The 26,998-nt window shown below is 75.8% G+C and carries 25 protein-coding genes; 9 read left to right on the top strand and 16 right to left on the bottom strand.

Annotated features, from left to right (window positions below):
* Window positions 1–100: 100 nt before the first annotated feature.
* From B9L22_RS04475 to B9L22_RS04450, 6 genes are all read right to left on the bottom strand, one after another.
* On the bottom strand, window positions 101–973 hold the full coding sequence (locus B9L22_RS04475) for a heme ABC transporter ATP-binding protein (protein WP_086149341.1): 873 nt from the start codon (window positions 971–973) through the stop codon (window positions 101–103).
* Complete coding sequence (locus tag B9L22_RS04470) at window positions 970–1,980, bottom strand: iron ABC transporter permease (RefSeq protein WP_086149672.1); 1,011 nt, start codon at window positions 1,978–1,980, stop codon at window positions 970–972. Before B9L22_RS04470 ends, B9L22_RS04475 begins: the two co-directional genes overlap by 4 nt.
* Before the next feature lie 152 nt (window positions 1,981–2,132).
* On the bottom strand, window positions 2,133–3,401 hold the full coding sequence (locus tag B9L22_RS04465; RefSeq protein ID WP_198947196.1) for a hemin ABC transporter substrate-binding protein: 1,269 nt from the start codon (window positions 3,399–3,401) through the stop codon (window positions 2,133–2,135).
* A 269-nt stretch (window positions 3,402–3,670) separates the two neighbouring features.
* Complete coding sequence (locus B9L22_RS04460; protein ID WP_086149339.1) at window positions 3,671–4,339, bottom strand: heme oxygenase (biliverdin-producing); 669 nt, start codon at window positions 4,337–4,339, stop codon at window positions 3,671–3,673.
* Window positions 4,340–4,437: 98 nt separating this feature from the next.
* Complete coding sequence (locus B9L22_RS04455; protein ID WP_086149338.1) at window positions 4,438–5,742, bottom strand: MFS transporter; 1,305 nt, start codon at window positions 5,740–5,742, stop codon at window positions 4,438–4,440.
* A gap of 105 nt (window positions 5,743–5,847) precedes the next feature.
* Window positions 5,848–6,462, bottom strand: a complete 615-nt coding sequence (locus tag B9L22_RS04450; protein ID WP_086149337.1) for a TetR/AcrR family transcriptional regulator — start codon at window positions 6,460–6,462, stop codon at window positions 5,848–5,850.
* Window positions 6,463–6,549: 87 nt separating this feature from the next.
* Between B9L22_RS04450 and B9L22_RS04445 the strand changes: the two genes are divergently transcribed.
* The 5 genes from B9L22_RS04445 to B9L22_RS04425 all read left to right on the top strand — a co-directional run bounded on the left by B9L22_RS04445 (window position 6,550) and on the right by B9L22_RS04425 (window position 11,952).
* On the top strand, window positions 6,550–7,122 hold the full coding sequence (locus tag B9L22_RS04445; RefSeq protein WP_086149336.1) for a DinB family protein: 573 nt from the start codon (window positions 6,550–6,552) through the stop codon (window positions 7,120–7,122).
* An 83-nt stretch (window positions 7,123–7,205) separates the two neighbouring features.
* Window positions 7,206–8,261 carry a hypothetical protein gene (locus B9L22_RS04440; protein WP_086149335.1) on the top strand — a complete coding sequence of 352 codons (1,056 nt, stop codon included), beginning with the start codon at window positions 7,206–7,208 and terminating at the stop codon, window positions 8,259–8,261.
* A 644-nt stretch (window positions 8,262–8,905) separates the two neighbouring features.
* Window positions 8,906–9,997, top strand: a complete 1,092-nt coding sequence (locus B9L22_RS04435) for a pirin family protein (RefSeq protein ID WP_086149334.1) — start codon at window positions 8,906–8,908, stop codon at window positions 9,995–9,997.
* 23 nt (window positions 9,998–10,020) lie between these two features.
* On the top strand, window positions 10,021–10,845 hold the full coding sequence (locus B9L22_RS04430) for a DUF5926 family protein (protein ID WP_061267219.1): 825 nt from the start codon (window positions 10,021–10,023) through the stop codon (window positions 10,843–10,845).
* A 225-nt stretch (window positions 10,846–11,070) separates the two neighbouring features.
* The gene (locus B9L22_RS04425) at window positions 11,071–11,952 is read left to right on the top strand and encodes a glycosyltransferase family 2 protein (RefSeq protein WP_082774333.1); all 882 of its coding nucleotides are present in this window, start codon (window positions 11,071–11,073) and stop codon (window positions 11,950–11,952) included.
* Between the two features lie 12 nt (window positions 11,953–11,964).
* Here B9L22_RS04425 and B9L22_RS04420 read toward each other — a convergent pair whose 3' ends face one another.
* The 7 genes from B9L22_RS04420 to B9L22_RS04390 are packed head-to-tail and all read right to left on the bottom strand — an operon-like array spanning window position 11,965 to window position 17,124.
* Window positions 11,965–12,531 (bottom strand): GNAT family N-acetyltransferase, encoded by a 567-nt coding sequence (locus B9L22_RS04420; RefSeq protein ID WP_086149333.1) that lies wholly within the window; start codon window positions 12,529–12,531, stop codon window positions 11,965–11,967.
* Window positions 12,528–12,869, bottom strand: a complete 342-nt coding sequence (locus tag B9L22_RS04415) for a transcriptional regulator (protein ID WP_021482310.1) — start codon at window positions 12,867–12,869, stop codon at window positions 12,528–12,530. Before B9L22_RS04415 ends, B9L22_RS04420 begins: the two co-directional genes overlap by 4 nt.
* Window positions 12,866–13,291, bottom strand: a complete 426-nt coding sequence (locus tag B9L22_RS04410) for a hypothetical protein (RefSeq protein WP_086149332.1) — start codon at window positions 13,289–13,291, stop codon at window positions 12,866–12,868. The genes B9L22_RS04415 and B9L22_RS04410 overlap by 4 nt, the downstream gene beginning before the upstream one ends.
* Window positions 13,292–13,309: 18 nt before the next feature.
* Window positions 13,310–14,752, bottom strand: coding sequence for a sugar porter family MFS transporter (locus B9L22_RS04405; RefSeq protein ID WP_086149331.1), 1,443 nt, complete (start codon window positions 14,750–14,752; stop codon window positions 13,310–13,312).
* 40 nt (window positions 14,753–14,792) lie between these two features.
* The gene (locus B9L22_RS04400) at window positions 14,793–15,215 is read right to left on the bottom strand and encodes a sensory rhodopsin transducer (RefSeq protein ID WP_086149330.1); all 423 of its coding nucleotides are present in this window, start codon (window positions 15,213–15,215) and stop codon (window positions 14,793–14,795) included.
* Window positions 15,212–15,985, bottom strand: a complete 774-nt coding sequence (locus B9L22_RS04395; protein WP_086149329.1) for an SDR family NAD(P)-dependent oxidoreductase — start codon at window positions 15,983–15,985, stop codon at window positions 15,212–15,214. The genes B9L22_RS04400 and B9L22_RS04395 overlap by 4 nt, the downstream gene beginning before the upstream one ends.
* On the bottom strand, window positions 15,982–17,124 hold the full coding sequence (locus B9L22_RS04390; protein ID WP_061267215.1) for a mandelate racemase/muconate lactonizing enzyme family protein: 1,143 nt from the start codon (window positions 17,122–17,124) through the stop codon (window positions 15,982–15,984). The genes B9L22_RS04395 and B9L22_RS04390 overlap by 4 nt, the downstream gene beginning before the upstream one ends.
* A gap of 111 nt (window positions 17,125–17,235) precedes the next feature.
* Here B9L22_RS04390 and B9L22_RS04385 point away from each other — a divergent pair, with 111 nt between their 5' ends.
* Window positions 17,236–17,877, top strand: coding sequence for a GntR family transcriptional regulator (locus B9L22_RS04385; RefSeq protein WP_086149328.1), 642 nt, complete (start codon window positions 17,236–17,238; stop codon window positions 17,875–17,877).
* Window positions 17,878–17,999: 122 nt separating this feature from the next.
* Window positions 18,000–18,947, top strand: a complete 948-nt coding sequence (gene bsh, locus B9L22_RS04380) for a choloylglycine hydrolase (protein ID WP_021482494.1) — start codon at window positions 18,000–18,002, stop codon at window positions 18,945–18,947.
* A gap of 28 nt (window positions 18,948–18,975) precedes the next feature.
* Here bsh and B9L22_RS20415 read toward each other — a convergent pair whose 3' ends face one another.
* Together B9L22_RS20415 and B9L22_RS20410 are read right to left on the bottom strand one after the other, a co-directional pair.
* Complete coding sequence (locus B9L22_RS20415; protein WP_233139723.1) at window positions 18,976–19,662, bottom strand: DJ-1/PfpI family protein; 687 nt, start codon at window positions 19,660–19,662, stop codon at window positions 18,976–18,978.
* Window positions 19,659–24,332: a hypothetical protein gene (locus tag B9L22_RS20410; RefSeq protein WP_086149327.1), complete on the bottom strand. Its 4,674-nt coding sequence runs from the start codon at window positions 24,330–24,332 to the stop codon at window positions 19,659–19,661. Before B9L22_RS20410 ends, B9L22_RS20415 begins: the two co-directional genes overlap by 4 nt.
* Window positions 24,333–24,503: 171 nt before the next feature.
* Here B9L22_RS20410 and B9L22_RS04365 point away from each other — a divergent pair, with 171 nt between their 5' ends.
* Entirely contained in the window at window positions 24,504–25,028 is a 525-nt protein-coding gene (locus B9L22_RS04365) for an FBP domain-containing protein (protein ID WP_085386688.1), read from the top strand.
* On the top strand, window positions 25,028–25,603 hold the full coding sequence (locus tag B9L22_RS04360; RefSeq protein ID WP_198947194.1) for a TetR/AcrR family transcriptional regulator: 576 nt from the start codon (window positions 25,028–25,030) through the stop codon (window positions 25,601–25,603). The genes B9L22_RS04365 and B9L22_RS04360 overlap by 1 nt, the downstream gene beginning before the upstream one ends.
* A gap of 64 nt (window positions 25,604–25,667) precedes the next feature.
* Here the strand turns inward: B9L22_RS04360 and B9L22_RS04355 are convergent, their stop codons facing one another.
* The gene (locus tag B9L22_RS04355) at window positions 25,668–26,801 is read right to left on the bottom strand and encodes a diacylglycerol kinase family protein (protein ID WP_043655302.1); all 1,134 of its coding nucleotides are present in this window, start codon (window positions 26,799–26,801) and stop codon (window positions 25,668–25,670) included.
* Between the last annotated feature and the right edge of the window lie 197 nt (window positions 26,802–26,998).

Below are 26,998 nucleotides of genomic sequence, written 5' to 3'. Positions count from 1 at the left end.
GGGCGGTGCTCCACGGTCTTCGACCCCGCGCAGAGAAGATCCCCCGGGTTGCGCATCGTGGAGAGGCGTGGGGGATGTCGTGCTCACGACCCTGTCGTCCTCAGCGGCGCGGCACGACGATCGGCGCACCGCCGCCGGGGTGGTCGACGACCTCGACGGGATAGTCGTAGACGCCGCTCAGCAGCTCGGCGGTGAGGACGTCGCGCGGACCGCCGTCGGCGACGACGCGCCCGCCCGCGAGGACGGTGACCTGGTCGGCGTACGCGGCCGCGAGCGAGAGGTCGTGCACGACGACGACCACCGCACCGCCCGCGGCGGCGTGCGCCCGGGCGAGCTGGAGCACGAGCTCCTGGTGCTTGAGGTCGAGCGCGGCGGTCGGCTCGTCGAGCATGAGGAGCGCGGTGCGCTGGGCGAGCACGCGCGCGAGCGCGACGCGGGCCTTCTCCCCGCCGGACAGCGACGTGAAGTGCCGGTCGGCGAGGTGCTCGACGTCGGTCGCGGCGAGCGCCTCGGCGACCGCGGCGTCGTCGTCGTCCTCGAACGGGGTGCCGCGCCACGGCGAGCGGCCCATGCGCACGACGTCCACGGCGGTGAACGGGAAGCTCAGCGAGACCTGCTGGAGCATGACCGACCGGCGCAGGGCGAGCTCGGTCGGGGTCCACGCGGCGAGCGGGCGGCCGCCCACGGTGACGTCCCCGGCCTCGGGGCGCAGGTCGCCGGTGAGCACACCGAGCAGCGACGACTTCCCGGCCCCGTTCGGGCCGAGCAGCGCGCGCACCTCGCCCGCGCGCACGTCGACCGACACGTCCCGCAGGATCGGCGCCTCGCCCAGGGTGAGGGACACGCCGTGCGCCGTGGTGACCACGTCGCCGGGCGCGGCCGGCCGGGGGAGGCGGGGCCGCCGTCGGGCACCGGTGACGGCGGTGCGCAGCGCGCCGAGGAACGACGACCCCTCGTGGCGCAGGTCGCTCATGCCCAGCCTCCCTGGCGCGAGCGCGTGCGGCGCAGCAGGTAGAAGAAGAACGGCCCGCCGACGAGCGACGTGATCATGCCGAGCGGCAGCTCGACGTTCGCGACGGCGCTGCGCGCGAGGAGGTCGGCGGCGAGCAGCACGACGGCGCCGCCCAGCACGGACGCGGGGACGAGCGTGCGGTGGCTCGGCCCGCACACCATGCGCACGAGGTGCGGCACGACGAGCCCGACGAACGCGATGATCCCCGTGAACGCGACCCCGGCGGAGACGAGGAGCGCGACGAGGACGATGACGAGCTGGCGCAGCCGCTCGACGTCGACCCCGAGGTGCTGCGCGGCGCGCTCGCCGAGCGCGAGCAGGTCCATCTTGCGGCGCACGAGCATCGCGCCGGTGACGCCGACGACGGCGATCGGCAGGACGACCGCGACGGACTGCCACGTCGCGCCGCCGAGCGACCCGAGCTGCCAGAAGACGATCTGCTCGCGCGCGGCCGGGTCGGCGACGAACGTGAAGAACGCGAGCATCCCGCCCGCGAACGCGTTGACCGCGATGCCCGTGAGCACGAGCGTCACGACCTCGGTGCGACCGCCGGCGCGCGCGAGCGCGTAGACGACGAACGTCGTGACGAGCCCGCCGGCGAACGCCGCCGCGGCGACCCACGTGCCGGGCACGAGCGCGCCCGCGGTGACGATGACCGCGCACGCGCCCACGGCCGCGCCCGAGGAGACCCCGATGACGCCGGGCTCGGCGAGCGGGTTGCCGAACACGCCCTGCATGAGGGCGCCCGAGCACGCGAGCGCCGCGCCGACGACGATCGCCAGGACGACGCGCGGGAACCGCACGACCCACAGCGCGTTCTCGCCCTGCGGGTGCGACGGCATGGGTCCCCAGTCGAGCCCGACGTGGTGCGCGAGCGAGCCGATCACCTCCGCGGGCGACACGGGCACCTGCCCCGTCATGCCGGACACGACGGTGAGCACCGCGAGCGCCACGCCCAGCCCGACCATCAGCCACCGGGCGGCGTGGCGGCGCTGCTGCCCGACGGCGGGCCCCACCCGGGCGGGCCGACCACCGGGGCGCGGGGCGCCGTCGGGCACGGCGACGCCCTCGGGACGGGGCGCGCCGTCGGGCGTGCCGAGGGGACGGGTGGCGGGCGCGCTCACGACGCCGGGAGCTCCGGCGCGGGCACGCCGTAGAAGGCCTCGACGAGCGACGCGATGGTGGAGCCGGTGCGGGGACCGAACGTGAGGAGGCGCGAGCCGTCCATGTCGACGACGCGGCGTGCCTCGCCCGCGGGCGTCTGCGCGAGGCCGGGGATCGCCATCATGGCGTCGAGGCCGCCCATCGACTCGAGCCCGTCGGTCATGACGAGGTAGGCGTCGGGCGCGGCGCTGATGATCGCCTCGCTCGTGACCGGCGCGTACTGCTGCGTGAGGCCGATCGCGGTCCCGGCGTCCTCGCCGCCGATCTCGCGGATCAGGTCGTCGGCTCCGGAGCCGGGCCCGAAGAGCATCTTGATGTTCGCCCCGCGCAGGTAGAGGAACGCGACGCGGGGCGTCCCCGTGTCCTGCGGCACCGCTGCCAGGGCCGCGCAGATCTGCCGGTCCGTGCGCTCGACCAGCGCCTCGCCCTGCTCGGGCACGCCGAGCGCGGTCGCGACGGTGCGGATCCGGTCGTCGACGCCGTCGAGCGTGCGGGCCTCGTCGAAGTACACGACGGGGATGCCCGAGCTCTCGAGCTGGCCGCGCACGTCGTCGGTGAGGATCGTCGCGTCGGTGAGGATCACGGAGGGGTTGAGCCCGAGGATCGCCTCGACGTCGAGCGCGTGGCCGGCGCCCGTGACGACGGGGACGTCCGCGGCCTCGGGGAAGCCGGTCGGCAGGTCGCGGCCCACGACGTTCGCGCCCAGCCCCAGGCTGTAGACGATCTCGCCGAGCGTCCCGTACAGGTCGACGGGGATGATGCGGCTCACGTCGGTGATCTCGACCTGGCGCCCGTCGACCGACTCGACCGTCACCGGGAGCTGCGGGGCGGGCGCGTCGGCGACCGGGTGGATCGCGTCGTCGGCGAACGTCGCGCTCGTGGGCCCGGTGGGGAACGACGCGGGGTCGACGTCGGAGCCGCCGCCCGCGGCCCGGGACTCCTCGAGCGTCGTGCAGGCGGGCGCCGTGGTCGCCGGGGTCTCGGTCGGGGTCGCCTCGACGGGCTCCGCGTCCTGGCTCGCCGCGGCCGACGGCGTCGCGGGCGGCTCGTAGGGGAGCGGCGCGCACGCGGCGACCAGGCCCAGCAGGACGACGGCGCCCGCCCCGGCCAGCGCGGTCACGGTCCGGCGTTCGCGGCGGGGCGCGGCACCCGGCGTGCCGGCGGGCGACGTCGGGCGGCGCGGCGACGAGCCGGGGTGCGGCGCAGGGCGGGCAGCGTGAGGCATGGGGAGTTCTCCAGGAAGCGGTCCGAGGGCGCGGCCGCCACGGCCGCCGCCACCAGGTAAGACGAGCCTAACCTGACCCGCGGACGTTTCTCGACCGTCGTGGAGGTAACTCACCTCACGCCGCGCGCGGTCGCCCGCTCCCCGCCCGCCGCCCGGAGCCTGCCCGCCCGCCCCCGGCGAGCATGGGGTTCTGGCCCGTCAGTCGGATCAGACGAGCCGCAACCGCATGGTCGACGGAGCCGGGATGGCGGGCGCGGCCGATTCAAGGGCTACGGGTGGGCTGCGCCCAGGTCGGCGAAGAGGTCGCTGTTGAGGCGGAAGGCGTGCTTGGCCTCGGCGACGGTCTCGTCGAGCTGCTCGGGGGTGAGGACCAGAGCGTCGAGGCGCTCGCGGTAGACGTCCTTGAACGGCTTGGACTTGGGGATCTCGACGAACGTGTAGAAGGCGAGGCCGTCGCCGGAGAGCCCGTAGTGGCGCTCGAGCATGCGCTTGATGATCTGCCCGCCCGAGAGGTCGCCGAGGTAGCGCGTGTAGGCGTGCGCCGCGTATGCCGGCAGCGACCCGCCGACCGTGCGCAGGCGGGCGACGTAGCGCTCGGTCGCGGGGTGGATCGTCACGCGCTCGGCCCAGTCGGGGCCCACGAGGAACGTGAGGTCCTTCTCGATCTCGGGCGTGCGCGTCAGCTCGTCGAACACGAGGCTCGCGCCCTGGGCGTCGTCGCGCATCGCGGCGCTCGCGTCCTCGAGCGCGCCGTAGATGGCCCACTGCTGGGCGGCGAGGTCGGCGTACGCGGCGACGTCGAGGCGCCCGGACATGAGCCGCTCGACGAACCCGGAGCCCTCGGCCTGCTCGTGCTCGGGGCGCGTGCCCTCGCGCAGCCGCTGCGACAGCGGGACGGACTCGTCGGCGCGGTGGAGGTCTTGGGTGAGGGCAGTCACGGGGTGGCTCCTGCGGGTGCGTCGGGGCGGGGCAGCACGTCCTGACGCCGTGTCATGACGATGCGTCAGGAACTGTAACCCACGGAGGTGAGGCTTGCCTATCCTCTGTCCGTCATCCGGTCGACGTCCTCAGGGTCGGGAAGCCTCGTGAGGAACCGAAAGCCGAGTCCCGCCGCGAGCGTGCCCAGGCCACCGCCCACGACGAGCGGCGCCGTCAGGTCGGAGCGCGCGAGGAGCCCGCCGAGGAACGACCCGAGCGGCATGACCCCCCACAGCAGCGTGCGCCAGGTGCCGTGGACCCGGCCGAGCAGCCGACCGGGGATCATCGCCTGCCGCAACGACATGACGAGCACGTTCCAGAGGGTCACCGCGCCGAACCCCACCCCGAGCAGCACGGCGGCGGCGACGACGCCCCCGGCGGGCAGGAGCGGCACGACGCCGAGGAGCACGAGCGAGACGGGCGTGACGAGGTTCGCGACCGCGACGGTCCGCCCCGTTCCGAAGCGCTCCTTCGTCGGGTTCGCCAGGGCCGCCGCGACGAGCGACCCCGCGGCCCCCACGAGCAGGAACGTGCCGTACCAGGCCTCCGGGACGTCCAGCACGTCGAGGACGTAGAGCACGGTCGTGGCCGTCGCGGCGGAGAAGCACAGCCCGACGACGACGGACAGCATCCACAGGGGTCGCAACGTCGGGTGCGCCCACAGGTAGCGGAAGCCGTCGCCGAGCTGACGGAACCACGGTGGTGCGGTCTCCACGCCGTCGGCCGGCGCGGCGCGGTGCTCGCCCGCCGCGACGGCGGGCAGGAACAGGGCGAGCGCACCCGCGACGGCGTAGGCGGCGGCGCCCGTGCCGAGCGGCACGACGACGGCGACGGCGAAGAGCGCTGACGTGAGCGGCGCGGAGAGGAAGTTCTGGACGGTGATCTCGCCCGCCTCGATGCGCGAGTTCGCGCGGGGAAGGTCGACCGGGCCCACGATCGACGGCAGCACCGCGCGGATCGCGCCGTCGTACACGGTCTCGAGCGCGCCGTAGAGGAACACGACGGCGAACAGCCACCAGATCGTCAGCGTGCCCGTCGCGGCGAGGACGACGAGCCCGCCGGCGAGGAGCGTGCGCGCGGCGTTCGCGGCCGCGAGCGCGCGGCGCCGGTCGACGCGGTCGAGGAGGACGCCCGCGGGGATGGCGAAGAGCAGCCACGGCAGGAGCGAGACGGCGGCGACGCCGGAGACGAGGAACGGGTCGTCGGTGAGCCGTGCCGCGAGCAGGGGTGCGGCGACGCGCGCGATGCCGTCGCCCAGGCTGGAGCTGAGGTTGGCGGCGAAGACGTTCCGGAACGGTGCGCCGAGCCCTGAGCGCGCTCGGGCGGGCGCGTCGCGCGGCCTGCGGCGGCGGAGGATCGGCACGTACCGAGGCTAGGTGACGGCCGTCGCGGGCAGGACCAGAGCCGGGCGGCTTCTGCGGGCAGCGGACCGGAGGGCCCGCGGCGCGGCTCGGCGGCGCTCCGGTCGTCAGCCCGCGAGCGCGGGCGAGGCCGCGTCGGCCCCCACAGCGCGCAGCACGAACGCCTCCGTCGCCTCGATCGCCTGCTCGCGCGCGACCGGGTCGTCGGGCACGAGCCGCCCGGACAGGCACGCGTTGACGAGCTGGACGGTCGTGTCGATGTCCTGCGCGGGGAACTCGCCCGCCTCGATCCCCGAGCGGACGATGCGGCGCAGGATCGCCTCGACGAGCTCGGCGTGCTCGCGCAGCCGCTGGCGCGTGGTGCGCGAGAGCACGGTGCGCAGGTCCGGCCCCGGGGCGAGGTGGAAGATGCGCTTGAGCTGCGCCTGCTGGCGGATGTACGTCCGCAGCTGCTCCACCGGGTCGTCCACGTGCTCCAGCGCGCGCTCCAGCGTCCCGACGTACTGCTCCGTCTCGTGGGTGATGAACCCGAGGAGCAGGGCCTCCTTGTCGGGGAAGTGGTTGTACACCGCGGTGCGGCCGACCCCGGCGGCGGCGGCGATGTCCGCGAGCGAGATGGCGTCGAAGCCCCGGTCCATCATGAGGGTCGAGAGCGCCGCGAAGAGCTTCTGCCGGGTCTGGGCGCGGTGCTCGTGGAGGGACCCTCCGATGATCTTGGGCATGCTGACATCATAGGCAGTTCGTGTCAGAACGCTAATCCCGGGCGACCGGCCCGCGGAGGGCGCTGCGCCGTCTGGCACACTGCCGCCATGGACACGACCGCGTCGCCCGAGGGCGCCCCCGCCGCCCCGGACCCGGAGTTCCCGCCCGTCCCCGCGGACACCAAGGACTGGACGTGGGTCATGGAGCGGCCGTGCCCCGAGTGCGGGTTCGTCGCGGGCGGGGTCACGCCCGACCGCGTGGGCGCCGTCGTGCGCGACGCCGTCCCGCGCTACGTCGCGGCCCTGGGCCGGCCCGACGCGCGGACCCGCCCCGATGCGACGACGTGGTCGGTGCTCGAGTACGCCGCGCACGTCCGCGACGTCTTCACGGTGTTCGACGTGCGCGTGCAGTCCATGGTCGAGGGCGACGACCCGCAGTTCGCCAACTGGGACCAGGACGCGACGGCGGTCGCGGAGGACTACGCGCACCAGGACCCGGCCGTCGTCGCGCGCGAGCTCCGGATCGCGGGCGACCGTGTCGCGGGCCGCTTCGACGTGCTCGTCCCCGACCAGTGGGAGCGCCCCGGCCGGCGCTCGAACGGGTCGGTCTTCACCGTCCGGACGCTGGGGCAGTACTTCGTGCACGACGTCGTCCACCACCTCCACGACGTCGGCGCCTGACGCCCGCGGGGTCCCCGTGAGCGGACCCACGCTCGTGACACCGCCGTAACACCGTCGCCTCCGGGGCGCTCTACGTTCCGGTCATGGACGCCCCCGTCGCCGGCCTGGTGCCGGACGCGCACGCCGGTGCGCACCTGCTCGCGACGCCCCGCTCGCGCGGCGCGGCCCGCACGCCCGTGGACGCGCTCGCGCGCGCCTGGTTCGCCGGTGCGGCCTGGACGACCCCGCCGGGCGGCGGGGGAGCGGCGCGCCCCATGGCCGGCGCGCGGTTCCGTGGCGTGGTGCCCGACGGCGTCGTCGCACCGGGCGAGCTGCGCCTCGCCGAGGGGGCGCGCGTCGTCGGGCCCTTCGCGCTCACGCCGCCGCAGACGCAGGCGCTCGGCCTCGCGGGCGGGGGCGCCGAGGCGTTCGCGCTGCACGTCGACCACCCCGACGCGCGGCTCGCGCCCCGCGCGCGGACCGGCGCCTGGGCCGACACGTCGACCGGCACGTCGACCGGCTCTGTGACCGACGACCGCGACGGGCTGGTGCGCGCGTTCCCGGCAGGGCTGCCGCAGGGGCTCGAGCTCCGCGTGCTGGGCTGGGCCGTCGCCGCGGCCCGGCGCGTCGGCGGCGCGGTCGTCGCGGACGGCCGGACCGTCCTCACGCCCGACCCGGCGTCGGGCGTCGACCTCACGCTGTACAGCGCCCACGTGCTCGGGCCCGACGACGCGCTCGGCGTCCTGCGCACGACGGTCCCCGGCGCGGGGGTCGTCGCGGTGCGGCCGGGCGCGGACGGCCTCGCGGAGTACGTGCTGTCGGGCGAGACCCCGTACGACGGCGCGGTGCGGCTCGAGGCCCGACGCGTCGCGCGGGTCCCGCTCGCGCTCGACGGCCTCGACTGGCGCGAGCACGGGCCGCACGCCTACCGCCTCACGTGGGTGCCGACCGAGCCGGACGAGCTCGCGGTCGAGCGGCCCTCGGGGCTGCACGTCATCGCGCGCTCGCGCGCCCGGGTGCTGCTCGCCCGGCTCGCGGCGATGCTCCAGGGCCGGCTCGCGGGGACGCTCGTCGACGACGGCGGGTTCGTCGTGCGCGACCTCGACCTCGACGAGCGGCTCTCCCCGGCGGCGGCACCCACGGCGCGGTTCTGGGTCTGAGGGCGTGCGCACGGGCCGCGCCGCGGGGTCGGACGGGCCTGGCCCGCGGCGAGGCCTGTCCACAGAATTCATCCACAGGCCTGTGGGCGGCGTGGGAACGGCGCGGGCCGCCCTGTGGATGAACCTGTGGTCATCCGGGCGGCCCAAATGACAACGGTGGGAACTCTTGCAGACCCCCGGGCCGAGGACTACAAACGTCCGTAACGGCCCGGACGGGCGCACACGGACGACGGGGTTCCGGCACGCATCACGCAGGGGTCTGAGGGCCTCGCCAGGACCGCACGACGTCTCGCCGCGCACGCGAGGGCACGGCCGACCGGAGAACGGTGGACGACCCGCCACCCCCTGCTGCGGGGCTGCGCGCGACGGCGCAGGTTCCTACCGGACCCGGAAGGCCGACCGCGATCGGCGTCACCGCACCTGCCCGGGCACCCGGGCGGACGCGAGGGCGCCGGGCCGCCACGTCGCGAGCGGCGCCCCGACGGGCCACCCGGCCCGACCGCCCCGGGGTCGCGCGGACACGGCGAGGCCCCTCGGAATCCTGCTCCGAGGGGCCTCGTCCCCATTCTCCCGCGGGCACGGCCCGACGCGAAGACCGTCGACAGGCGCAGGACGGCGCCGCCCCGCGCGCCTACGCTCGTGCCATGAGCAACCTCGAGACCCGGCCCGAGGAGCGCGTCTGCTCGGCGGGCGCGCCCCACGACGACGGCGGAGGCGCCGCGGTCGAGATCCTCGAGCACCGCGACGTCCCGCTCGGGGGCACCCGGGCGATGCGGGTGCGGCGGACGATCCCGCAGCGCGCGCGGTCGCTCGTCGGCGCGTGGTGCTTCCTCGACCACTACGGGCCCGACCCGCTGCCCGCGATCGGTGACGGCACGGACGGCATGCAGGTGCCGCCGCACCCCCACACGGGGCTCCAGACCGTCACGTGGCTGTTCGCCGGCGAGATCCTGCACCGCGACGCCGTCGGGTCGCTCCAGACGGTGCGGCCCGGCGAGCTCAACCTCATGACCGCGGGCCGCGGCATCTCGCACTCGGAGGAGTCGCCGCGCGGCGAGCGGCCCCCGGTCCTGCACGGCGTCCAGCTCTGGGTCGCGCTCCCGGGCGACCGCCTCGCGGACCCGCCCGCGTTCGAGCACCACGCCGACCTTCCCGTCGCGACGGTCGACGGCGCGCGCGTGCAGGTCTTCCTCGGCGCGCTCCGCGTGGGCGGCGCCGCCCTGCGCTCGCCCGCCACGACGTACACGCCGATCGTCGGGGCGCAGCTCGACCTCGCGCCCGGCGCGCGCGTCACGCTCGACGTGGACCCGACGTTCGAGCACGGCCTCCTCGTCGACGAGGGCGTCGTGCGGCTCGAGGGCTCGCCGGTGCCGCCGTCGTCGCTCGGGTACGTCGAGCCCGGCCGCACGACGCTCGTCGTCGAGGCGGGGCCGGATGCCCCCGCGCGAGCGGTGCTCGTGGGGGGCGAGCCGTTCGGCGAGGACATCGTCATGTGGTGGAACTTCGTGGGCCGCTCCCACGACGACGTCGCGCGCGCCCGCGCGGACTGGCAGGCCCAGCTCGTCGTCACGGGGGACCAGGGCCCGAACCGCGGCGGCACCCGGTACGCCGACGGCGCGCGCGAGCGCCGCTACGGCGAGGTCGTCGGGTACGACGGCGGACCCCTGCCCGCGCCCGCGCTGCCCGACGTCCGCCTGCGCCCGCGCACCCGGCCCGCCGCGCCGCCCCGCCGGTAGGCCGCGCCAGTAGACTGCCGCGCATGGCCAAGAACACCACGCCCGACTTCGTGCTGCGCCCGTTCGAGGGGCTCCCCGGCGAGACCGACTGGGTCGCGATGCGCGAGGTCGTCCCCTCGGCCACCGCGACCGCGCGCACGACCGCCGAGCACGGGGCGCGCGACGTCCTCGTCGTGACGGTCCTGCCCGCCGGCTGGGCCGCGCTGCACCGCCAGGACGGCGCGATCCTCCTCGCCGTCCAGACCCTCGCCGGCTCGGGCGACACGAGCCGCGACCTCGCCGCCGCGCTCCTCGAGGCGATCGACGCCGAGCCCGGCACGTCCATCGAGACGAGCGCCCTGCCCGACGCCGGCCCGCGCCTGCAGGACGTGCTCGACCTCTCCGTCCCGTTCGACGTCACCGTGCACGAGGACTTCGCGTTCTGGCTCGACCCGTCGGCGGAGATCACGCCCGACCTGCGCGCCTCGCTCGACCAGGCGGCCGAGTCGATGGTGCCCACCGTCAAGCTCGACGCGGTCGAGTCGGCGTACTGGTGCCGCATGTCGCGCGAGTTCCTGCGCTGGGCCCGCCCCGAGCCGGAGGACGCCCTCATCGACGCGATCTCGCGCCTGCACGCGAAGCGCGAGTCCGGCCTCGCGGGCGGCAAGTTCGTCGGCGCCTTCCGGTCGAGCGGCCTGCTCGTCCCCGTGTGGGAGCTGCCCCGCGGCACGGAGGCGGACGAGCTCGAGGGCCCGGTCGCGGAGCTCGACGCGCGGCTCACCGAGGCGCTCGCGGTCACGGAGCCGCTCGACGCGAACGAGCGCCGTGCGCGCGCGGGCATCGTGTCCCGGCAGGTCACGCTCCGCTGACCCCGCGCATGCTCTGCTGATCCGGAGCCCCCGCGCGAGCGCACGACGCGGGAGCGCGACCACGCCGAGAGCCCGCCGACGCCCCTGTCGGCGGGCTCTCGCGTCGAGTAGGATCCGGGAGACCTGGGAACGCAGCCCGGTCGTCCTGCGGAGATCCCGAGCGGATCCGCTGGTGGAACGACGACACATCTGCGGCCAACTCTTTGCACTACTAGGCTGGACGGCGTGAACGCGGACCATCGGTCGACCGATACGGGGAAGAACACGGGGAGTGCCCCCACGAGCACGGCGAGCACGCCGCCGACGTACCTGTCGGCGTCCGGCACGCGGGCGCGCACGCCGCGCCCCGTGGCCGGCGACGGGCGCACGGGCCGCGCCGTCCGCCAGCGCGTCGCGGTGATCATCCCCGCGAAGGACGAGTCCCGCCGCATCGCCGCCACCGTGCGCGCCGCGAAGGCCATCCCGCACGTCGACCTCGTGCTCGTCGTCGACGACGGGAGCGAGGACGACACCCAGCACGTCGCGCGCGAGGCGGGCGCCGTCGTCGTGCGGCACTCCCACAACCGCGGGAAGGCCGCGGCCATGGAGACGGGCGCCGCCGTCGTCGCGATGCGCGACGCGGCCGACCGCCCGCCGCGCCTCCTGCTCTTCATCGACGGCGACCTCGGCGAGACCGCGGTGAACACCGCGCCGCTCGTCGCGCCCGTGCTCGACGGGTACGCGGACGTCGCCATCGCGCTGCTCCCGCCGCAGCCGGGCGCGGGCGGCCGGGGGATCGTCGTGGGGGCCGCGCGCCGCGCGATCCAGTCCCTCACGGGGTGGACCCCGACGCAGCCCCTCTCCGGGATGCGGTGCCTCACGCGCGAGGCGTTCGAGGCCGCGACGCCGCTCGCGCGCGGCTGGGGCGTCGAGACGGGCATGACGATCGACCTGCTCCGCAAGGGGTACGTGGCGGTCGAGGTGCCGTGCGACCTGCGCCACCGCGCGTCGTCGAACGACCTCAAGGGCCAGCTCCACCGCGCCGCCCAGTACCGCGACGTGCTGCTCGCGGTGAACGCGCGCAAGATGCGCTCGGCCGTCGACCGCGTGCGCGCGGGCGACCACTGACCGAGGCGGCGCTCAGGGCGTCGGCGTGCGGACCATGCCGTGCACGACGGGACCGTCGTGCACCTGCGTGGTCGCGGTGCGCACGAAGCCCAGCCGCTCGTAGAAGGTGACGTTGCGCGCGTCGGAGGTCTCGAGCGCGACGGGCGCGTCCCCGAGGGCGGGGTCGCGCAGGGCGGCCCGGCACGCCGCGCTGCCGAGCCCGGTGCCCTGGAGCGACGGCAGGACCCCCACCGTCGCGAGCGTCCACGCGTCCGGCGGGGACGGCGGGAGCTCGGCGGCGGCCACGGCCTGCAGGCGCGGGCCGTGCAGCGCGGCGACGCGCTCCTGGACGTCCCCGGGGGGAGCGGGGGCGTCGGGCGGCATGAGCGCGACGACGGCGTCCGCCGGGTCGTGGACGACCACGATCCCGTGCGCGAGGGCGTGCTCGAGGTAGATCTCCTGGAGCGCGGCGAGGCGCTCGGGGTAGCCGTCCTCCGGGACGGCCCAGCGGGTCCAGGGGTAGTCGTGGAACGCGGCGGCGAGGGTGCGGGCCGCGGCGGGGACGTCGGCGGCGGTGGCTCGACGGAACGTCGGCGTCATGGTGCGGTGCCTCTCGGGGTCGGGTCGGGCTGGGGCTCGATCGCGCCGGTGCGGGCGATCTGCTCGAGCGTGCGCACGTGCTGCCGGAACGCGTCGAGCCCGCGGTCGCTGATGCGGACCCACGTGCGCGTCCGGCGTCCGGCGGCCTCCTTGCGGATCTCCACGAGGCCCGCGTCGGAGAGCGCGGTGAGGGCCTGGGAGAGGGACGAGTCGCTCAGCTCGACCAGGTCGGCCAGGAAGCGGAAGTCCGCGCTCTCGACGTTCGCCAGGGCGGCGAGGATCGAGAAGCGCACGGGCGAGTGGATGAGCGCGTCCAGGCCCTTGCGCGGGTGGCTCACCGGCGTGCGCTCGCGAACGCGCACGCCGCGAACGGGGACGCGGCGACGACGCCGGCGACGACCCACCAGGCCGGCGTCGTCGCGCCGACGAGCTGGAGCGCCGGGTCGAGCATGACGAAGTACAGCACCGCCCAGGTGATGAGGGCGATGCCCATGTCGCGCACCCAGTGCCGGGGCGCCGTCCGGTGGTGCCGCGCGACGGCGGACCACAGCAGGGCGAGGACGACCACGAGCACCGTGGTGGCGGGCCACCACGGTGCGTCGAGGACGTCGATCGCGACCGTGTACGCGAGGGCGGCGACGGCGTGCCCGACGCTGAGCCAGGGGTACCAGCGGGTCGCGCGGTGGGCCTGGGCGGCGACCTCCTCCGCCTGGCCGAGCTGACGACGGGCCTGCTCCGGGGTGATGGAGTTCTGGATCATGCAATCACTTTAACAATCCTAAAGTGATTGGTGTCCACCCGACGCGGTGTCCTCCCGCATCTCCTCGAGCGGGCGGTTCGCCGTCTCGGGCAGCGCGCGGAGCACGAGCACGAAGGACGCTGCCGCGAACACCGCGTAGAGGGCGTAGCTGCCGGGGAGCGACAGGTCCCGGAGCGAGGGGAACGTGAGGTTGACGGCGATGCCCGCCGCCCAGTTCGCGGCGGCGGCGAGCGACGCGGCGCGGGCGCGCAGCAGGTTGGGGAACATCTCCCCGACGAGGATCCACACCACCGGACCCCACGAGACGGCGAAGGCCACGACGAAGACGTTCGCCGCGACCAGGGTCACGACGCCCCACGCGTCGACGAACGCGACGCCGTCCGCGGTCTGCCGCGCCTGGGCGAACCCAGTCGCCATGACGGTCAGGGCGACCGTCGTGCCCACCGACCCCACGAGCAGGAGGCGACGCCGACCCACGCGGTCGACGAGGAAGATCGCGACGACGGTCGCCGCGACGTTGACGAGCGACGTGAGGGCCGAGAGCCAGAAGGCCTGCTGCTCGCCGAAGCCCACCTGCGCCCAGAGCGACGTCGAGTAGTAGAAGATGACGTCGATCCCCACGAGCGCCTGGAGCGCGGCGAGCGCGATCCCCAGCCAGACGATGGGCTTGAGGCGGCCCGGGCCGGAGAACAGGTGGGACCACGCCGGGCGCGCCTCGTGGAGCGTCCCCTCGATGGTCGCGACGCCCAGCAGCGCGTCGCCCTCCGGGACGCGGTGGAGGCGCCGCAGCGCGCGGGCGGCGCCGTCCCGGTCGCCCCGCATCACGAGGTAGCGCGGCGACTCGGGCAGCAGGACCGCCGCGACCACGTACGCCAGCGACGGCACGACCGCGACGAGGAACATCCATCGCCAGGCGGGCAGGCCGAGGGCCAGCTCCGCCTCGGCCCCGCCCGCGGCGCGGACGAGGAACGCGTTCGAGACGAGCGCGGCGAAGATGCCCAGGACGATCGACATCTGCTGCGCCGTCGCGAGCCGCCCGCGCAGCCGGGCGGGGGCGATCTCGGCGATGTAGAGCGGGGCGACGACGGACGCCATCCCCACCCCGACGCCTCCCAGGAAGCGCCACAGCGCGAGGGTCGGGCCGTCGTGCGCGACGGCGCACAGCACCGACGTGGTGACGAACAGGGTCCCCGCGACCATCATGAGGCGCCGTCGCCCGAAGCGGTCCGCGATCGTGCCCGCGGAGAAGGCGCCCACGGCCGCGCCGAGGAGCGCGCTCGCGACGATCACCCCGACGAGCGCGCTCCCGACGCCGAGCTCGGCCTTGAGGGCGTCGACCGCGCCGTTGACCACGGCCGTGTCGAAGCCGAACATGAACCCGCCCAGCGCCGCCCCGACGGTCGACGCGACGACGAGCGGGGTGAGGGCGCCGTGGCCGAGCCGGCCCGTCGCGGCGTTCACGGCGTGCCCCGGCGGGAGGTCGTCGGGGTGGAGGTCTGCGTCATCGGAGGTCCTCTCGAAGGGTGTCGACGGGGTGGGCGATCGTGCTGAACAGGGCGTTGGCGGCCTGCCGCGAGTCGAGCCGCGTGTGCTGCACGACGACGGGCGCCGACGCGACGACGACGGCCGAGTAGTCGGTGCCGCGGGGCACGGGCTCGGGGTCGTCGAGGTCGTTGAGCGTCACGTGGCGCACCCGCTCGGCGGGGACCACCACGACGTAGGGGCCGGCCGGCGGGCGGTCGGCGAAGTAGAGCCGGATCTCGACGTGAGCGTCGTCGGGGCCGGCGTTGAGCAGGCACAGGCTCTCGTGGCTCGCGAGGGTGGGGTCGTCGCCCGTGCCGTACGGCGGGATCCAGCCGTCGCCGATCGCCCAGCACGTCGCCCCGACCCGGGGGCGACGTGCCGGGGCGTCCGGCGCGCTCATACGCTGATCGACGACTTGGCGAGGACGCCGCCGTCGCACCCGACGAGCGACCCGGTCGTGTACGACGAGCGGTCCGACAGCAGCCAGAGCACGGGCTCGGCGATCTCCTCGGGGCGCGCGAGCCGACCGAGCGGGACCTCGTGCTCGATCTGCGCGCGCGTGGCGGCGACCTCGTCGGCGGGCACGTTGGCCCACATGAGGGGGGTCTCCGTCGGGCCGGGGACGATCGCGTTCACCCGGACCCCGTGGCGCGCGTAGTCGACCGCGAGGGTGCGGACCATGGACGACACCGCGCCCTTCGAGGCGCCGTACGCCGTCGCGCCCCCGGCCGCGAAGCCGACCGTCGCGGCGGGCGAGCCGCACAGCACGACGCTCCCGCCGTCGCCGTCGATCATCGCGCGCAGCACCTCGCGCACGACGAGGAACGTGCCCGTCACGTTGACGTCGAGCACGCGGCGCCACGTGGCCGGGTCGAGCTCGTGCGCCGCCCCGCCCACGTCGATCCCGGCGCCCGCGAAGAGGCCGCGCAGCGGCGGTCCGGACTCCGCGACCGTCCCGACGGCCGCCGCGACGGCGGCGGCGTCGGTCACGTCGAGCACGTGCGCGCGCCCGTCCCCGCCCGCCTGGCGGGCGAGGTCCACGGTGGCCGCGGCGCCGTCGGGGTCGAGGTCCAGCACGTGCACGAACCAGCCGTCGCGCGCCGCGCCCACGGCGACCGCGCGGCCGATCCCCGACGCCGCGCCCGTCACGACGAGCGACCGCGGGCTCACGACGCGCTCCCGAGCAGCGCGTCGACGTCGCAGTAGCGCGCGAGGCGGTCGCGGTCGAGCGTGATGCCGAGCCCGGGACCGTCCGGGATCGGGAGCATCCCGTCCGCGTCGAGCGTCCAGCGGTCGGTCGTCAGGTCGTCGATGTAGGGCGAGCCGGTGACGTACTCGACGAGGTCCGTGTCCGGCAGGGCGGAGGCGAGCTGGAGGTCCGTGGCGAGCCCGACGGCGGTGTTCCACCCGTGCGGCACGAGCTTGACCCCGTGGTCGTGCGCGGACCACGCGATGCGCCGCAGCTCGCTCGTCCCGCCGACCTTCGTCACGTCGGGCTGCACGATGTCGAGGGCGCCGCCCTCGATCCACGGCTGGAACGCCTGCCGACGCGTGAGCACCTCGCCGCCCGAGATCGGCACGGGGGAGCGCCGCCGCAGGTGCGTGTAGTCCTCGATCGCGTCCGGCGGCAGCGGCTCCTCGAACCACGCGACGCCGTACGCGTCGAGCATGCGCGCGGTGCGCAGGGCCCACTTGTAGCCCTGGCTCCACGCGCTGTCGCTGCCGCCCGCGTCGACCATGAGCATCGCGTCGGGGCCGACGGCGTCGCGCGCCGCGGCGACGATGCGCTCGTCGAGCCGCTCGTCGACCCGGCCGAAAGGACCCCAGCCGATCTTGAACGCGGTCCACCCCTCGGCGCGCAGCGCGGTGAGGTGGTCGCGCAGCGCGTCGGGCTGGTCCATGAGCAGGGACGCGTACGGGCGCACCCGGTCGCGGTACCGCCCACCGAGGAGGCGCCCGACGGGCTGGCCCGTCGCCTGGCCGAGGAGGTCCCACAGCGCGGTGTCGACGCCGCTGATCGCGTGCGTGATCGACCCGCCGCGGCCCATCCAGAACGTCGTGCGGTGCAGCCGCTCGCTCGTGCGCTCCGGCTCCAGCGCGTTCGCCCCCAGGAGCAGGGGCCGCAGGACGTCGAGCGCGCCGCGCACGAGGTCCTCCGTGGTGAACACGCTGCCGACGCCGACGAGACCCTCGTCGGTGTGGACGGCGACCAGGGTGTGCACGACGTCGTCCTGCCGCAGCTCCTCCTGCCAGCCGCCCTCGGGGGTGGCGCCGCGCAGCCCGGCGGCGGTGATGGCGGTGATCCTCATGGGTGTCCTCTCGTCGGTGCCGTGGACCGCGACTCTAGGTCGCTCGATGGTAGATGGTCAACCATCGGCCACGCATTAGGGTGGTGCCCTCCCGAGTGAGAGGTCGCCGTCGTGCCCGTCCTGCCCGCATCGCCGCCCGAGTCCCGGCGCGACTGGGTCCTGCGCCACCTGCGCGAACGCATCGCCTCCGGCGACCTGGCCGCCGGGGACCGTCTCGTCGAGCGCGACCTCTCCGCCGCCTACGGCATCAGCCGCGGCCCGGTGCGCGAGGCGATCATGGTGCTGGAGCAGGAAGGGCTCGTCGTCTCCCACCCGTACCGCGGCGCCGTCGTGGTGGACATCTCCCAGGAGGAGATCGCCGAGATCCTCGTCCCGGTGCGGACCGTCATCGAGAAGGTCGCGTTCCGCTCGGCGGCGCGCGCGCAGGACCCCGCGCTCCTGGACGCTCTCGACCGCACGGTGGCGGCGATGGAGCGCGCGGCGGACCCGCTCGACGCCCGTCGCCTCGCCGACCTCGACCTCGAGTTCCACGAGGCGGTGATCGCCGCCGCGAGCCACACGCAGTCGCTGCAGATCTGGCGGCTCATCCAGCCGCGCGTCCGCGCGTACTTCGTCCGCGACGCGCCGCACCACGAGGACCCGCACGCCGTCGTCGAGCAGCACCGGGAGCTGCTCGCGGCGCTGCGGTCGGCCGACCCGGACCGCGCGGAGCGCGCGGTCGAGGAGCACATCGCCGTCTACCTGCAGCCCTGAGCCGCGTCCCTGCCGGTGGCCCCTCTCCGAGCCCGGACGCACGATGGGAGGACGGGGCACGACGACGTGACCCGGCGGCGCGCGGTCCCGCGTGCCGTGCCGACGACGACGGGGGCAGCGCGATGTGCACAGGGATCAGGTTCTCGGACGACCAGGGCAGCGTGTACCTGGCACGGAACCTCGACTGGACGAGCGGCTACGGGCAGCAGGTCGTGGTGACGCCCACGGGCTACGCGCCGCGGTCGCCGTTCGGCGCGGTGCGCGCGATCGAGCACGCGGTCATCGGCATGGGCATCGTGGAGGAGGACACCCCGCTCTACTTCGACTGCGGCAACGACGCGGGCCTGGCCGTCGCGGGGCTCAACTTCCCGGGCTACGCGGCCTACGCGCCCGGGCCGGTCGACGGCGCGGTCAACGTCGCCGCGTTCGAGCTCCCGCTGTGGGTGTGCGCGCAGTTCGCGAGCGTGGACGAGGTCGAGGCGGCCCTGGCGGACGTGGTGGTCGTCGACCGGCCCATCAACGAGAAGTACCCCAGCTCGATGCTGCACTGGATCGTCGCCGACGCGCAGCGGGCGATCGTGCTCGAGCACACGGCGGACGGCCTGCACGTGTTCCAGGACGACGTCGACGTGCTCACGAACCAGCCCGGGTTCGACTGGCACCACGAGAACCTGCGCAACTACCTCAACGTCTCGCCCGACTTCCCCGAGGACACGGTCGTGGGCCGGGCTCACCTCGCCCCGTTCGGCTCGGGCTCGCACATGCGCGGCGTCCCCGGCGACTACTACTCGCCGTCCCGGTTCGTCCGGGCCGCGTACGTCAACTCCCACTACCCGACGAAGGGCACCGAGGAGGAGAACGTCAGCCGCGCGTTCCACACGCTGCAGCAGGTCGCGATGGTCGACGGCTGCGCCGCGATGGGGTCGGGCGAGTTCGAGATCACGGTGTACACCGGGCTCTTCTCGTCCCGCACGTCGACGTACTACTGGAACACCTACGAGGACCCGGCGATCCGGAGCGTCGCCCTCGGTGACCACGCCACGGGCGGCACGGAGCTCGTCCTCGTCTAGGAGCCTCGCGGACGGGCGGCGTCCTGCGTCAGCGGCCGAGCCGCGCCGCGGCCCGCCGCACCACGTCCTCGCGCGTCGCGCGCGCCCACCCCCGCATCATCGCGACGCGCTCGGGGTCGGCGTCCGCGCCGTCGGGCGAGCCGGAGTCGAAGGGTGGCGCGGGCTCGTACTCCATCATGAGCTGGATGCCGCGAGCGACCTCGGGGCCGCACAGCTCGGCCGCGACGGTCAGGGCGAAGTCGATGCCGCTCGTCACGCCGCCGCCCGTGATGACGTTGCCGTCCCGGACGACGCGGGCCTTCTCGGGCACCACGCCGAGGAGCTCCAGCATCGGGTGGGAGGCCCAGTGCGTCGTGGCGCGACGTCCCTCGAGCAGACCGGCCGCGGCCAGCACGAACGAACCGGTGCACACGCTCGTCACGTACCTCGCGCCGGCGGCCTGCCGGCGCACGAAGTCGAGCGCGACCTCGTCCTCCAGCAGGTCGAACGCCCCCTGCCCTCCGGGCACCATGAGCACGTCCGCCTGCGGGGCGTCGTCGAAGGTCACGGTCGGCAGCAGGGTGAGCCCCGAGTCGCTCTCCACGGGCTCGACGCGGTGCCAGGCGAGGTGGCTCACGGCGTCGGGCACACGCGCGAAGACCTCGAAGGGCGCGGTCAGGTCGAGCTGCGTCACGCGGGGGAACAGCACGGAGACGAAACAGGTGGTCCCGGTCACGGCGCCACGCTCCCGACGCGCGTCGCGGAGCCCGCCCCGGTGCGCTCGTCCGGGTCCTCGCGCTCGCCCTCGGCCGTGCCGTCGCCGGCGTCCGCCGCGTGGAGCGCGGCGACGGTGAGCAGCGGCACCGCCGGGATGAGCGCGATGAGCGCGATCCGCACGCCGAAGTCGTTGACGAGGGAGCCCGCGACGGCCACGATCCACAGGGCCAGGAGGGTCGGGCGCACGAGCGGCCACGCGGCCTCCGTGCGCGCGAACCAGCGCGGCGTGAAGCGTCGGGGCCAGAACAGCAGCAGCGCGGCCGCGACGAGCACGGCGATCGTCAGCCACACCGGCACCCCGCCGAGCACGGACCGTGCCGCGTAGCTCGCCTTGCGCAGCAGCGTCTCCCACGCCGACCCGTCGACGACCTGCCCGACGAACCGGCCCAGGTGCGAGCGCTCGTCGGCCGGGCGCAGCCAGTCGAGCACGCCGACGGCGGCGACGAGCGCGACGCCCGCCGTGGCGACGAGCAGGAAGCGGCGCCACGTGACGCGCGCGCCCGAGGCGGCGAGGCCCAGCACCGCGAACGCGGGCACGACGACGAGGCCGCCGCCCAGGTCGGCGCCGAGCGTCGGCCACACGTCCACGACCATCGTCACGAGGCCGATGACGCCCACCGTCGTCGCGGCGGCGTACCGGTGGCCGCGTGCGACGAGCCACTGCGCGAGCGCCGCCGCGACGACGAGCGCCGCGACCGCGTACACGGAGAACGTCGGGTTCCCGAACCCGTAGAACCGGGCGCCGAACGTGGGTGCCGAGCCGAGCGGGCTGGCCCGGTTGAGCGGGGTGCCGACGAGCGCGTCGAGCGTGAGCACGGCGAACGTGATGCCCGCGACGATCCCGGGCCCGAGCCACACCGGCCGACGCGGGGCGAGCGCGCCCAGGCCGGCGACGGCCGCCGTCGCGAGGACCGTGGAGACGACGATCGCGAGGGTCTGGTTCCCGAACCGCCACCATCCCGTGAGCGACACGAGGAAGGCGGCGGTCGGCACCGCGGCGACGACGAGCGCGGACCCGCGGGCCCAGTGCGCCGCCCGCGCCCAGCGGGCGCGCGCACGGTCGCCCGTCGCGCGCGCGGCGCGCGGCGCGAGCAGGAGGCAGAGCCCGGCGATCACGAGCCCCGCGTAGAGCGGCACGTCGACGAACGCGGTGTAGACGGCGCGGCGCACGTGGTCGCGGGTCGTGAGGTCGGCGAGGGCGTCGGCGGTCGACGTCGCGTCGGCCGGGCGCGGCGAGCCCCAGGCCAGGGGGGTGTCCTGGATCCGCGCCGGGGTGGCGGCGCCCGCGGCGTCGAGCACCGTCGCGGGGACGTCGAGCACGCGCGCGACGCCGTCGGTCCGGGTGGCGGCGCTCGTCAGGTAGCGCGACTGGTCGGGGCCGTCGGACGACGGGCGCACGAGCGTCGTGCCGAGCGCGGGCCGCGTACCGGGTGTCCCGGCCACGTCCACGACGAGCACGGTCGTGCCGCTCGGAGCGGCGTCGAGCACGGCGCCGACGGTCGCGTCGACCGCGGTGAGGCGGTCGGCGCGCAGGGTGCTGCGCAGCGTGGCGCGCTCGTCCGCCGGGAGGTCGGGGTCGACGGCCGGCGGGGTCGCGTCGCCCGCGTCGACGACGGTCACGGGGCACGCGAACGCGTCGGAGCCGGGTGCGGTCGCGTCAGCGAGGTCCCGGTAGCGCGCGACCTGGCCCGCGGAGTCCGCGAGGGCGACCGCCGCGCCGGGGCCCACCGCCGTCGCGCACACCGCGCCGTCGGCGCCGGCCGCGGCGAGCGCGTCGCCGAGGACGCCGAGGCGCGCCTGGTAGCCCGAGCCGCGCTGGAGCGCGACCAGGTCGTCCCAGCCCTCGACCTGTGCACCGTCCGCGCCGTCGGGGGCGGGCTGCGCCGTCGGGCACGCCCACGCGCCGTCGGGCGCGCGCTCGGTCGCGACCTCGGCGAGCTGCCCGGCGGAGAGCGCGAGCCAGCCGCCGACGGTGCAGCGGCTCGCCGCGCCCGTGGGCTGGGAGACGCCGCCGGCTCCCGCGCCGTCGGTGAGCAGGGCGTGGAGGGTCGGGGTGGCGGACGACGTGACGTCGCCCCACGTGACGCCCGTGGTCCCGACGACGACGACCGGCCGGTCCGTCGCGATCGCGTCGGAGCGGGTCACCGACGCCTCGCCGCCCGCCGGGGCGGCGCTGGCCGCCGGTCGGAGCCCCGTCGAGGCGAGCACCGTGGCGGCGAGCAGGACGACGAGCAGGAGCCCGCCCCCCACCGTCGCGAGCATCGTCGGCATGCGCCGGATCCCCGGCTCGGGAACGGCTCCCGCGGTCTGCCGTGACGCGGGGCGCGCGAGGAACCCCGGCACGATCATCGCGGTCGCGACCACCACGACCATGACGGCGATGATGACGCCCGAGTCGTTGAGGACGGAGCCGACGCCTGCGACGACGACGAGCGCGACGACGAGCGGGCGCAGCACCGGCCAGGTCTCGTAGGCCCGCGCGACCTCCGGGAGGCGGAAGCGCTCGGGGCGCAGCACGGCGACGGCCACGAGGACCACGAGCACCGCGGCGACCGCGCCGAGCGGGTTCGCGAGGGTCGCCCAGGCGCCGAGCGCCTTGCGGCCGATCACGTCGAGCGCGGCGCCGTCCACGACGGACTGGACGAACCCGCCGAGGTGGGACCGCCCGCCCGGCAGCAGCCAGTCGACGACCGCGACGACCACGACCACGAGCACCGTCGCGAGCGCGACGACGAGCGCGCGGAGCCACGTGATGCGGATGCGGCCCACGAGGAGCGCGAGGACGGCGAACGCGGGCACGAGGGCGAGGATGCCGCCGAAGTCGGCGCCGAACGCGGGCCAGCCGTCGATGACGACCGTGACGACCCCGACGGCGACGACGGACCAGGCCCCGAGCCGGCGTCGTCCGCGGGCGGTCGCGGCCGACGCGAGGCCGCCCGCCAGCACGAGGGCGGCGACGGCGTACACGGCGAAGGTCACGTTGTTGAAGCCGTAGAAGCGCGTGAAGCCCACGACGGCGGACGTCCCGAGCAGGGAGGCCTGCTGGAGCGTCGTGCCGGTCGCGCCGTCGACGGTGAGCACGAGCCACGTCACCCCGGCGAGGGCCGACGGCAGCGCCCAGGGGCGCCGGGGAAGGAGGCGCGAGACGACCCACGCGACGAGGGCGACGACGACCGCGCTCACCGCGAGCGCGAGCGTGAGCGCCGGGGCGGGCGCGCTCCACACCCACCAGCGGGACAGGCTCGCGAGCGACGCCGCGACGGGAGCCGCCGCGGCCACCATGAGCACGGCGGAGAGCACGCGCAGGCCGCGCGGCCCCGGGCCGGGCTCGCGCCCGCGGCGGACGGCGGCGCGGCGCGCCCACAGGACGCCGCCGAGCGCGAGGACCAGGGTGGCGACGAGAAGGCCCACGAGCACGGGGTAGAGCGTGGGGATGGTGCTGGTGAGGACGTTGAGGTACTGCCGGTTCTCGACCGTGCGGGCCACGTCCATGCGCCGGACCTCGCCCTGCTCGAGCGCGGCGCCCTCGAGCCCCTCGGTGCTGCCGCCCGCCGACTCCACGACGGTCGCCGTCAGGTCGGCGAGCTGGACGATGCCGTCCTGCTGCGTGCTCGGCGAGTGGAGCCAGCGGCTCGTCGGCTGCCCCTTGCGCCAGTCGACGACGACCTGGAGTCCTGCCTCGCTGACCGGTCCGGCCGACACGCCGGCCACGACGACGCGCGTGCCCCGGTCGACCTCGTCCATGACCCGGGCGAGAGCCTCGTCCAGTTCGTCGAGGCTCTCGCCGCGGCCGGTGGCCGAGTCGACGATCTCGCCCTGGTCGACGACCGTCACGTCGCACGCGTCGAGGCCGCCGTCGGGGAGGGCGGCGAGCGAGGGCGCGTACCGCTCGACGTGCCCGACGGCGTCCGCGAGCATCACCGCGGCACCCGGCCCGACGGCGGTCGTGCAGACGCCCGTCTCGACGATCCGGGCCGCGGCGGTCCCGGGGTCGTGCCGCGCCGCCTGGGCGGGAGTCTCCTCCGTGGCGGGCGTCGTGAGGACGGTCCAGCCGGGGACGTCGGCGGGGCGTGCGTCGGGCGTGGTCGTGCCGGTCGTCGCGACGGCGGGCACGGGCAGGGGGAGGCAGCCGCTCGCGGGCTCCTCGGCGTCGGCGGGGAGCGGCTCCGCGGGCTGCTCCGCCGTCTGGGCCGAGACCATGCGCCCCGCCGAGAGCGTGAGCCACGCGTCGGTCGTGCACGCCGTGCGTCCGAGGTTGAGCGACGCGACGGACCCCGTCCGGATCATCGACCACAGCGTGGGCGTCGCGGTGGGGGAGACGTCGCTCCAGTAGAGACCGGCCACCGCGACCAGCACGACGGGCCGCGGGTCGTGCGTCGGTGCGGCGGCGAGCGGGCTCGTGGTCTCGGCGATGCCGGCCGCGGTGCCCGAGTCTCCCGCCGCGACCGCCGGGGGCGCCCCGGTCGCCGCTGCCGCCGTGGTGGTCGCCGCCGCCGGGCCCGCCGTCGCGAGGAGCGTCAGCAGCAGCGCGACGGCGGTGGCGAGCGCCGTCGTCCGCCGCCCGAGGCCCCGGTCCCGGCGGACGGGCTGGGTGCGGGCAGGGGGGAGCGCGGCGGCCGGGAACGTCACCGGACCAGCCTACGGGGGCGCGACGCACCGCCCCCGACCGGCCCGGCCGCGTCCGCGCAGGTCCGCGCGCGACGCTCACGCCGCCTCCACGGGGGCTGCGCGCAATCTTCTGGACGAGCAGACTTGGGAGCGCGTACAAATTGTATCCATGTACAAATTGAAGGAGCGACGGTGCGTGCGCTGACCCGCGCCGAGGCGCGGTCCGCGATCGTCAACGTCGACCCGGCGGAGGGGAAGGTCCGCCTGCCCGGCCACTTCGACGCGCTGCGCTGGGAGGAGCTCGACTACCTCGGGTGGCGCGACCCGCGCGCGCCCTCCCGCGCGTTCCTCGTCGCGGACGTCGACGGGCGCGCGGTCGGGGCGCTCCTGCGCCAGAGCCCTAGCCACGCCGAGGCCGGCTCGCGCGCCGTGATGTGCGCCCTGTGCCGCTTCTCGCGGCGCTTCAACGAGGTCGCGCTGTTCGCGGCGCACCGGCCGTCGCGCGACCCGCGGAAGCGGCTCAGCAGCGTGGGCCTCCTGCTGTGCACCGACCTCGACTGCCACCGCAACGTCCGGACCGTCCGGTCCGGCGGTCCGCTCGACCCCCCTCCCGACGAGGTCGTGCGGACTCGTCGGGAGGGCCTGCGGGCGCGTACCGTCGCGTTCCTGCACACCCTGACCGACGGCGCCCCGACGGCGCGGACGAGGAGTCGTTGATGGCCTACCTGCCGCGCGCGGAGCGTCGGGACTCCATCGTCGCGGCGGCCGCGGCCGTCGTGCGCCGCGACGGGCTCGGCGCCGTCACCGCGCGCGTCGTCGCCGACGAGCTCGGCGGGTCGCCGGGGCAGATCCACCACCACTTCGCGTCGACGGACGAGCTCGTCGCCGAGGCGTGGCGGCGGTACGCCGACGTCGAGATCGGCGCCTTCGAGGAGGCTGCCCGCGGCCGCTCCGCTCGTGCCGCGCTGGAGCTCTTCTTCGAGGACCTGCTCGGGCCCGGCGGTGACGGCCAGGCGCTCGCCCGGTGGGCGGAGGCCGGGGCGCACGCGCAGCTGCGGCCCGCCGTCGCGCGGGCGTACGTGGAGACGCTCGGGCTCCTGACCGACGTCCTGGCGGACGTCCTCGGCGACCGCGGCGACCGCGGCGACGCGCGACGTCGGGAGGCCGCGGGACGCCTGCTCATGGTCGGCGTCGGCCTCGCGGGCCTCACCCGCGTCGGCGGGGAGCGGGTCGTCCCGCCGGCGGCGGTCATGCGGTCGGCGATCGACGCGGAGACGGCCCGCGCGGACTGACCTCGTGGATCGACCGCGCGGCACCGACCGCGGACCGGCCGTGCCCGTGGCCCGCCGCCGCACGTCAGGCCGTGCGCACCACCAGCGCACCGGGGTCGACGCGCGTCTCGATCTCGACGGCGAGGCCCAGCACGTCGCCGTCGACCTGCGCCTGCTCGCCCTCCTCGACGCGCACCCGGACCCGCCGGGCGCGCGCGTGGTCGATGCGCCCGATCTTGGCGGGCAGGTCGTTCCGGACGCCGAGGCCCTGCATGACGACCTCGCCGAAGAGCTGCGCCCACCCCACGACGCCGCCGCGCGTGTCGACCGCGGCGACGTCGAGCACGCCGTCGTCGATCACGGCGTCGGGCAGGAGCGTGATGCCGCCGGGGAGCCTGCCGCAGTTGCCGATCATGAGCGAGCGCAGCCGCGCGTCGACGGGCGGCGAGTCGTCGAGCTGGATGCGGGCCCGCATGCGCCGGCCGTGCAGGTGGCGGATCCCCGCGACGAAGTACGCGACCCACCCGACCTTGGCCTTGAGCTCGTCGTCGGCGTCGGCGACCATCGCGGCGTCGAACCCGAGGCCCGCGATGACGAGGAAGATGTGCTCCTTGCCGGGCTCCCGGACGGGGTCGAGGGTCGTGCCCTCCACGTCCCCGGGGCCCGCGGGGTCCGCGTACCGCAGGACCGTGACCCAGCCGACGTCGATCGGGCGGTCCGACCCCGCGATCACGACGGCGAGCGCCGCGCGGGCGTCGCCCACGGGCAGGTCGAGGTTGCGCGCGAGGAGGTTGCCGGTGCCGACGGGCACGAGGCCCATCGTGCGGCCGCTGCCGACCATGCCCTCCGCGACCGCGCGCACGGTGCCGTCCCCGCCCACGGCGACGACGACGTCCGCCCCCTGGGCGAGCGCGGCGCGGGTCTGCCCGACGCCCGGGTCGGCGATCGTCGTCTCGAACCACAGCGGGTCCGGGAGCGCGGCGTCGGCGAAGGCGCGGCGCACCACGGCCTCCAGCCCGACGACGTCGGGCTTCGACGGGTTGGCGACGAACGCGACGAGCTCGCGCGGGTCGTCGTCGGGGGGCGTCTCCTCGACGGGGAGGTCCGCGCCGTGCGCGCGCCGCAGGCGCGACTGCTGGGCGCGCAGCCCCAGCGCGACGACGAGGGCCACGACGGCGACGGCGAGCGCCGCGATCGCGACCCAGAGGGTCCAGGCCATGGCGACACCGTAGCGGGGTCGTGGCTGTGGAGGACCACGACCGCCGCACCGCCGGGCGCGTGAGGCTGCTGGCGTGATCGACCTCCGCCTGTGGAGGACCACGACCGCCGCGCCGCCGGGTTCGTGAGGCTGCTGGCGTGATCGACCTCCGCCTGTGGAGGACCACGACCGCCGCGCCGCGGGGTTCGTTAGGCTGC

The organism is Cellulosimicrobium sp. KWT-B (genome assembly GCF_002127155.1).
Lineage (GTDB): Bacteria > Actinomycetota > Actinomycetes > Actinomycetales > Cellulomonadaceae > Cellulosimicrobium > Cellulosimicrobium funkei.
Note: the sequence above shows the minus strand (reverse complement) of the source record. Positions and strands in the feature narration are given on the sequence as shown.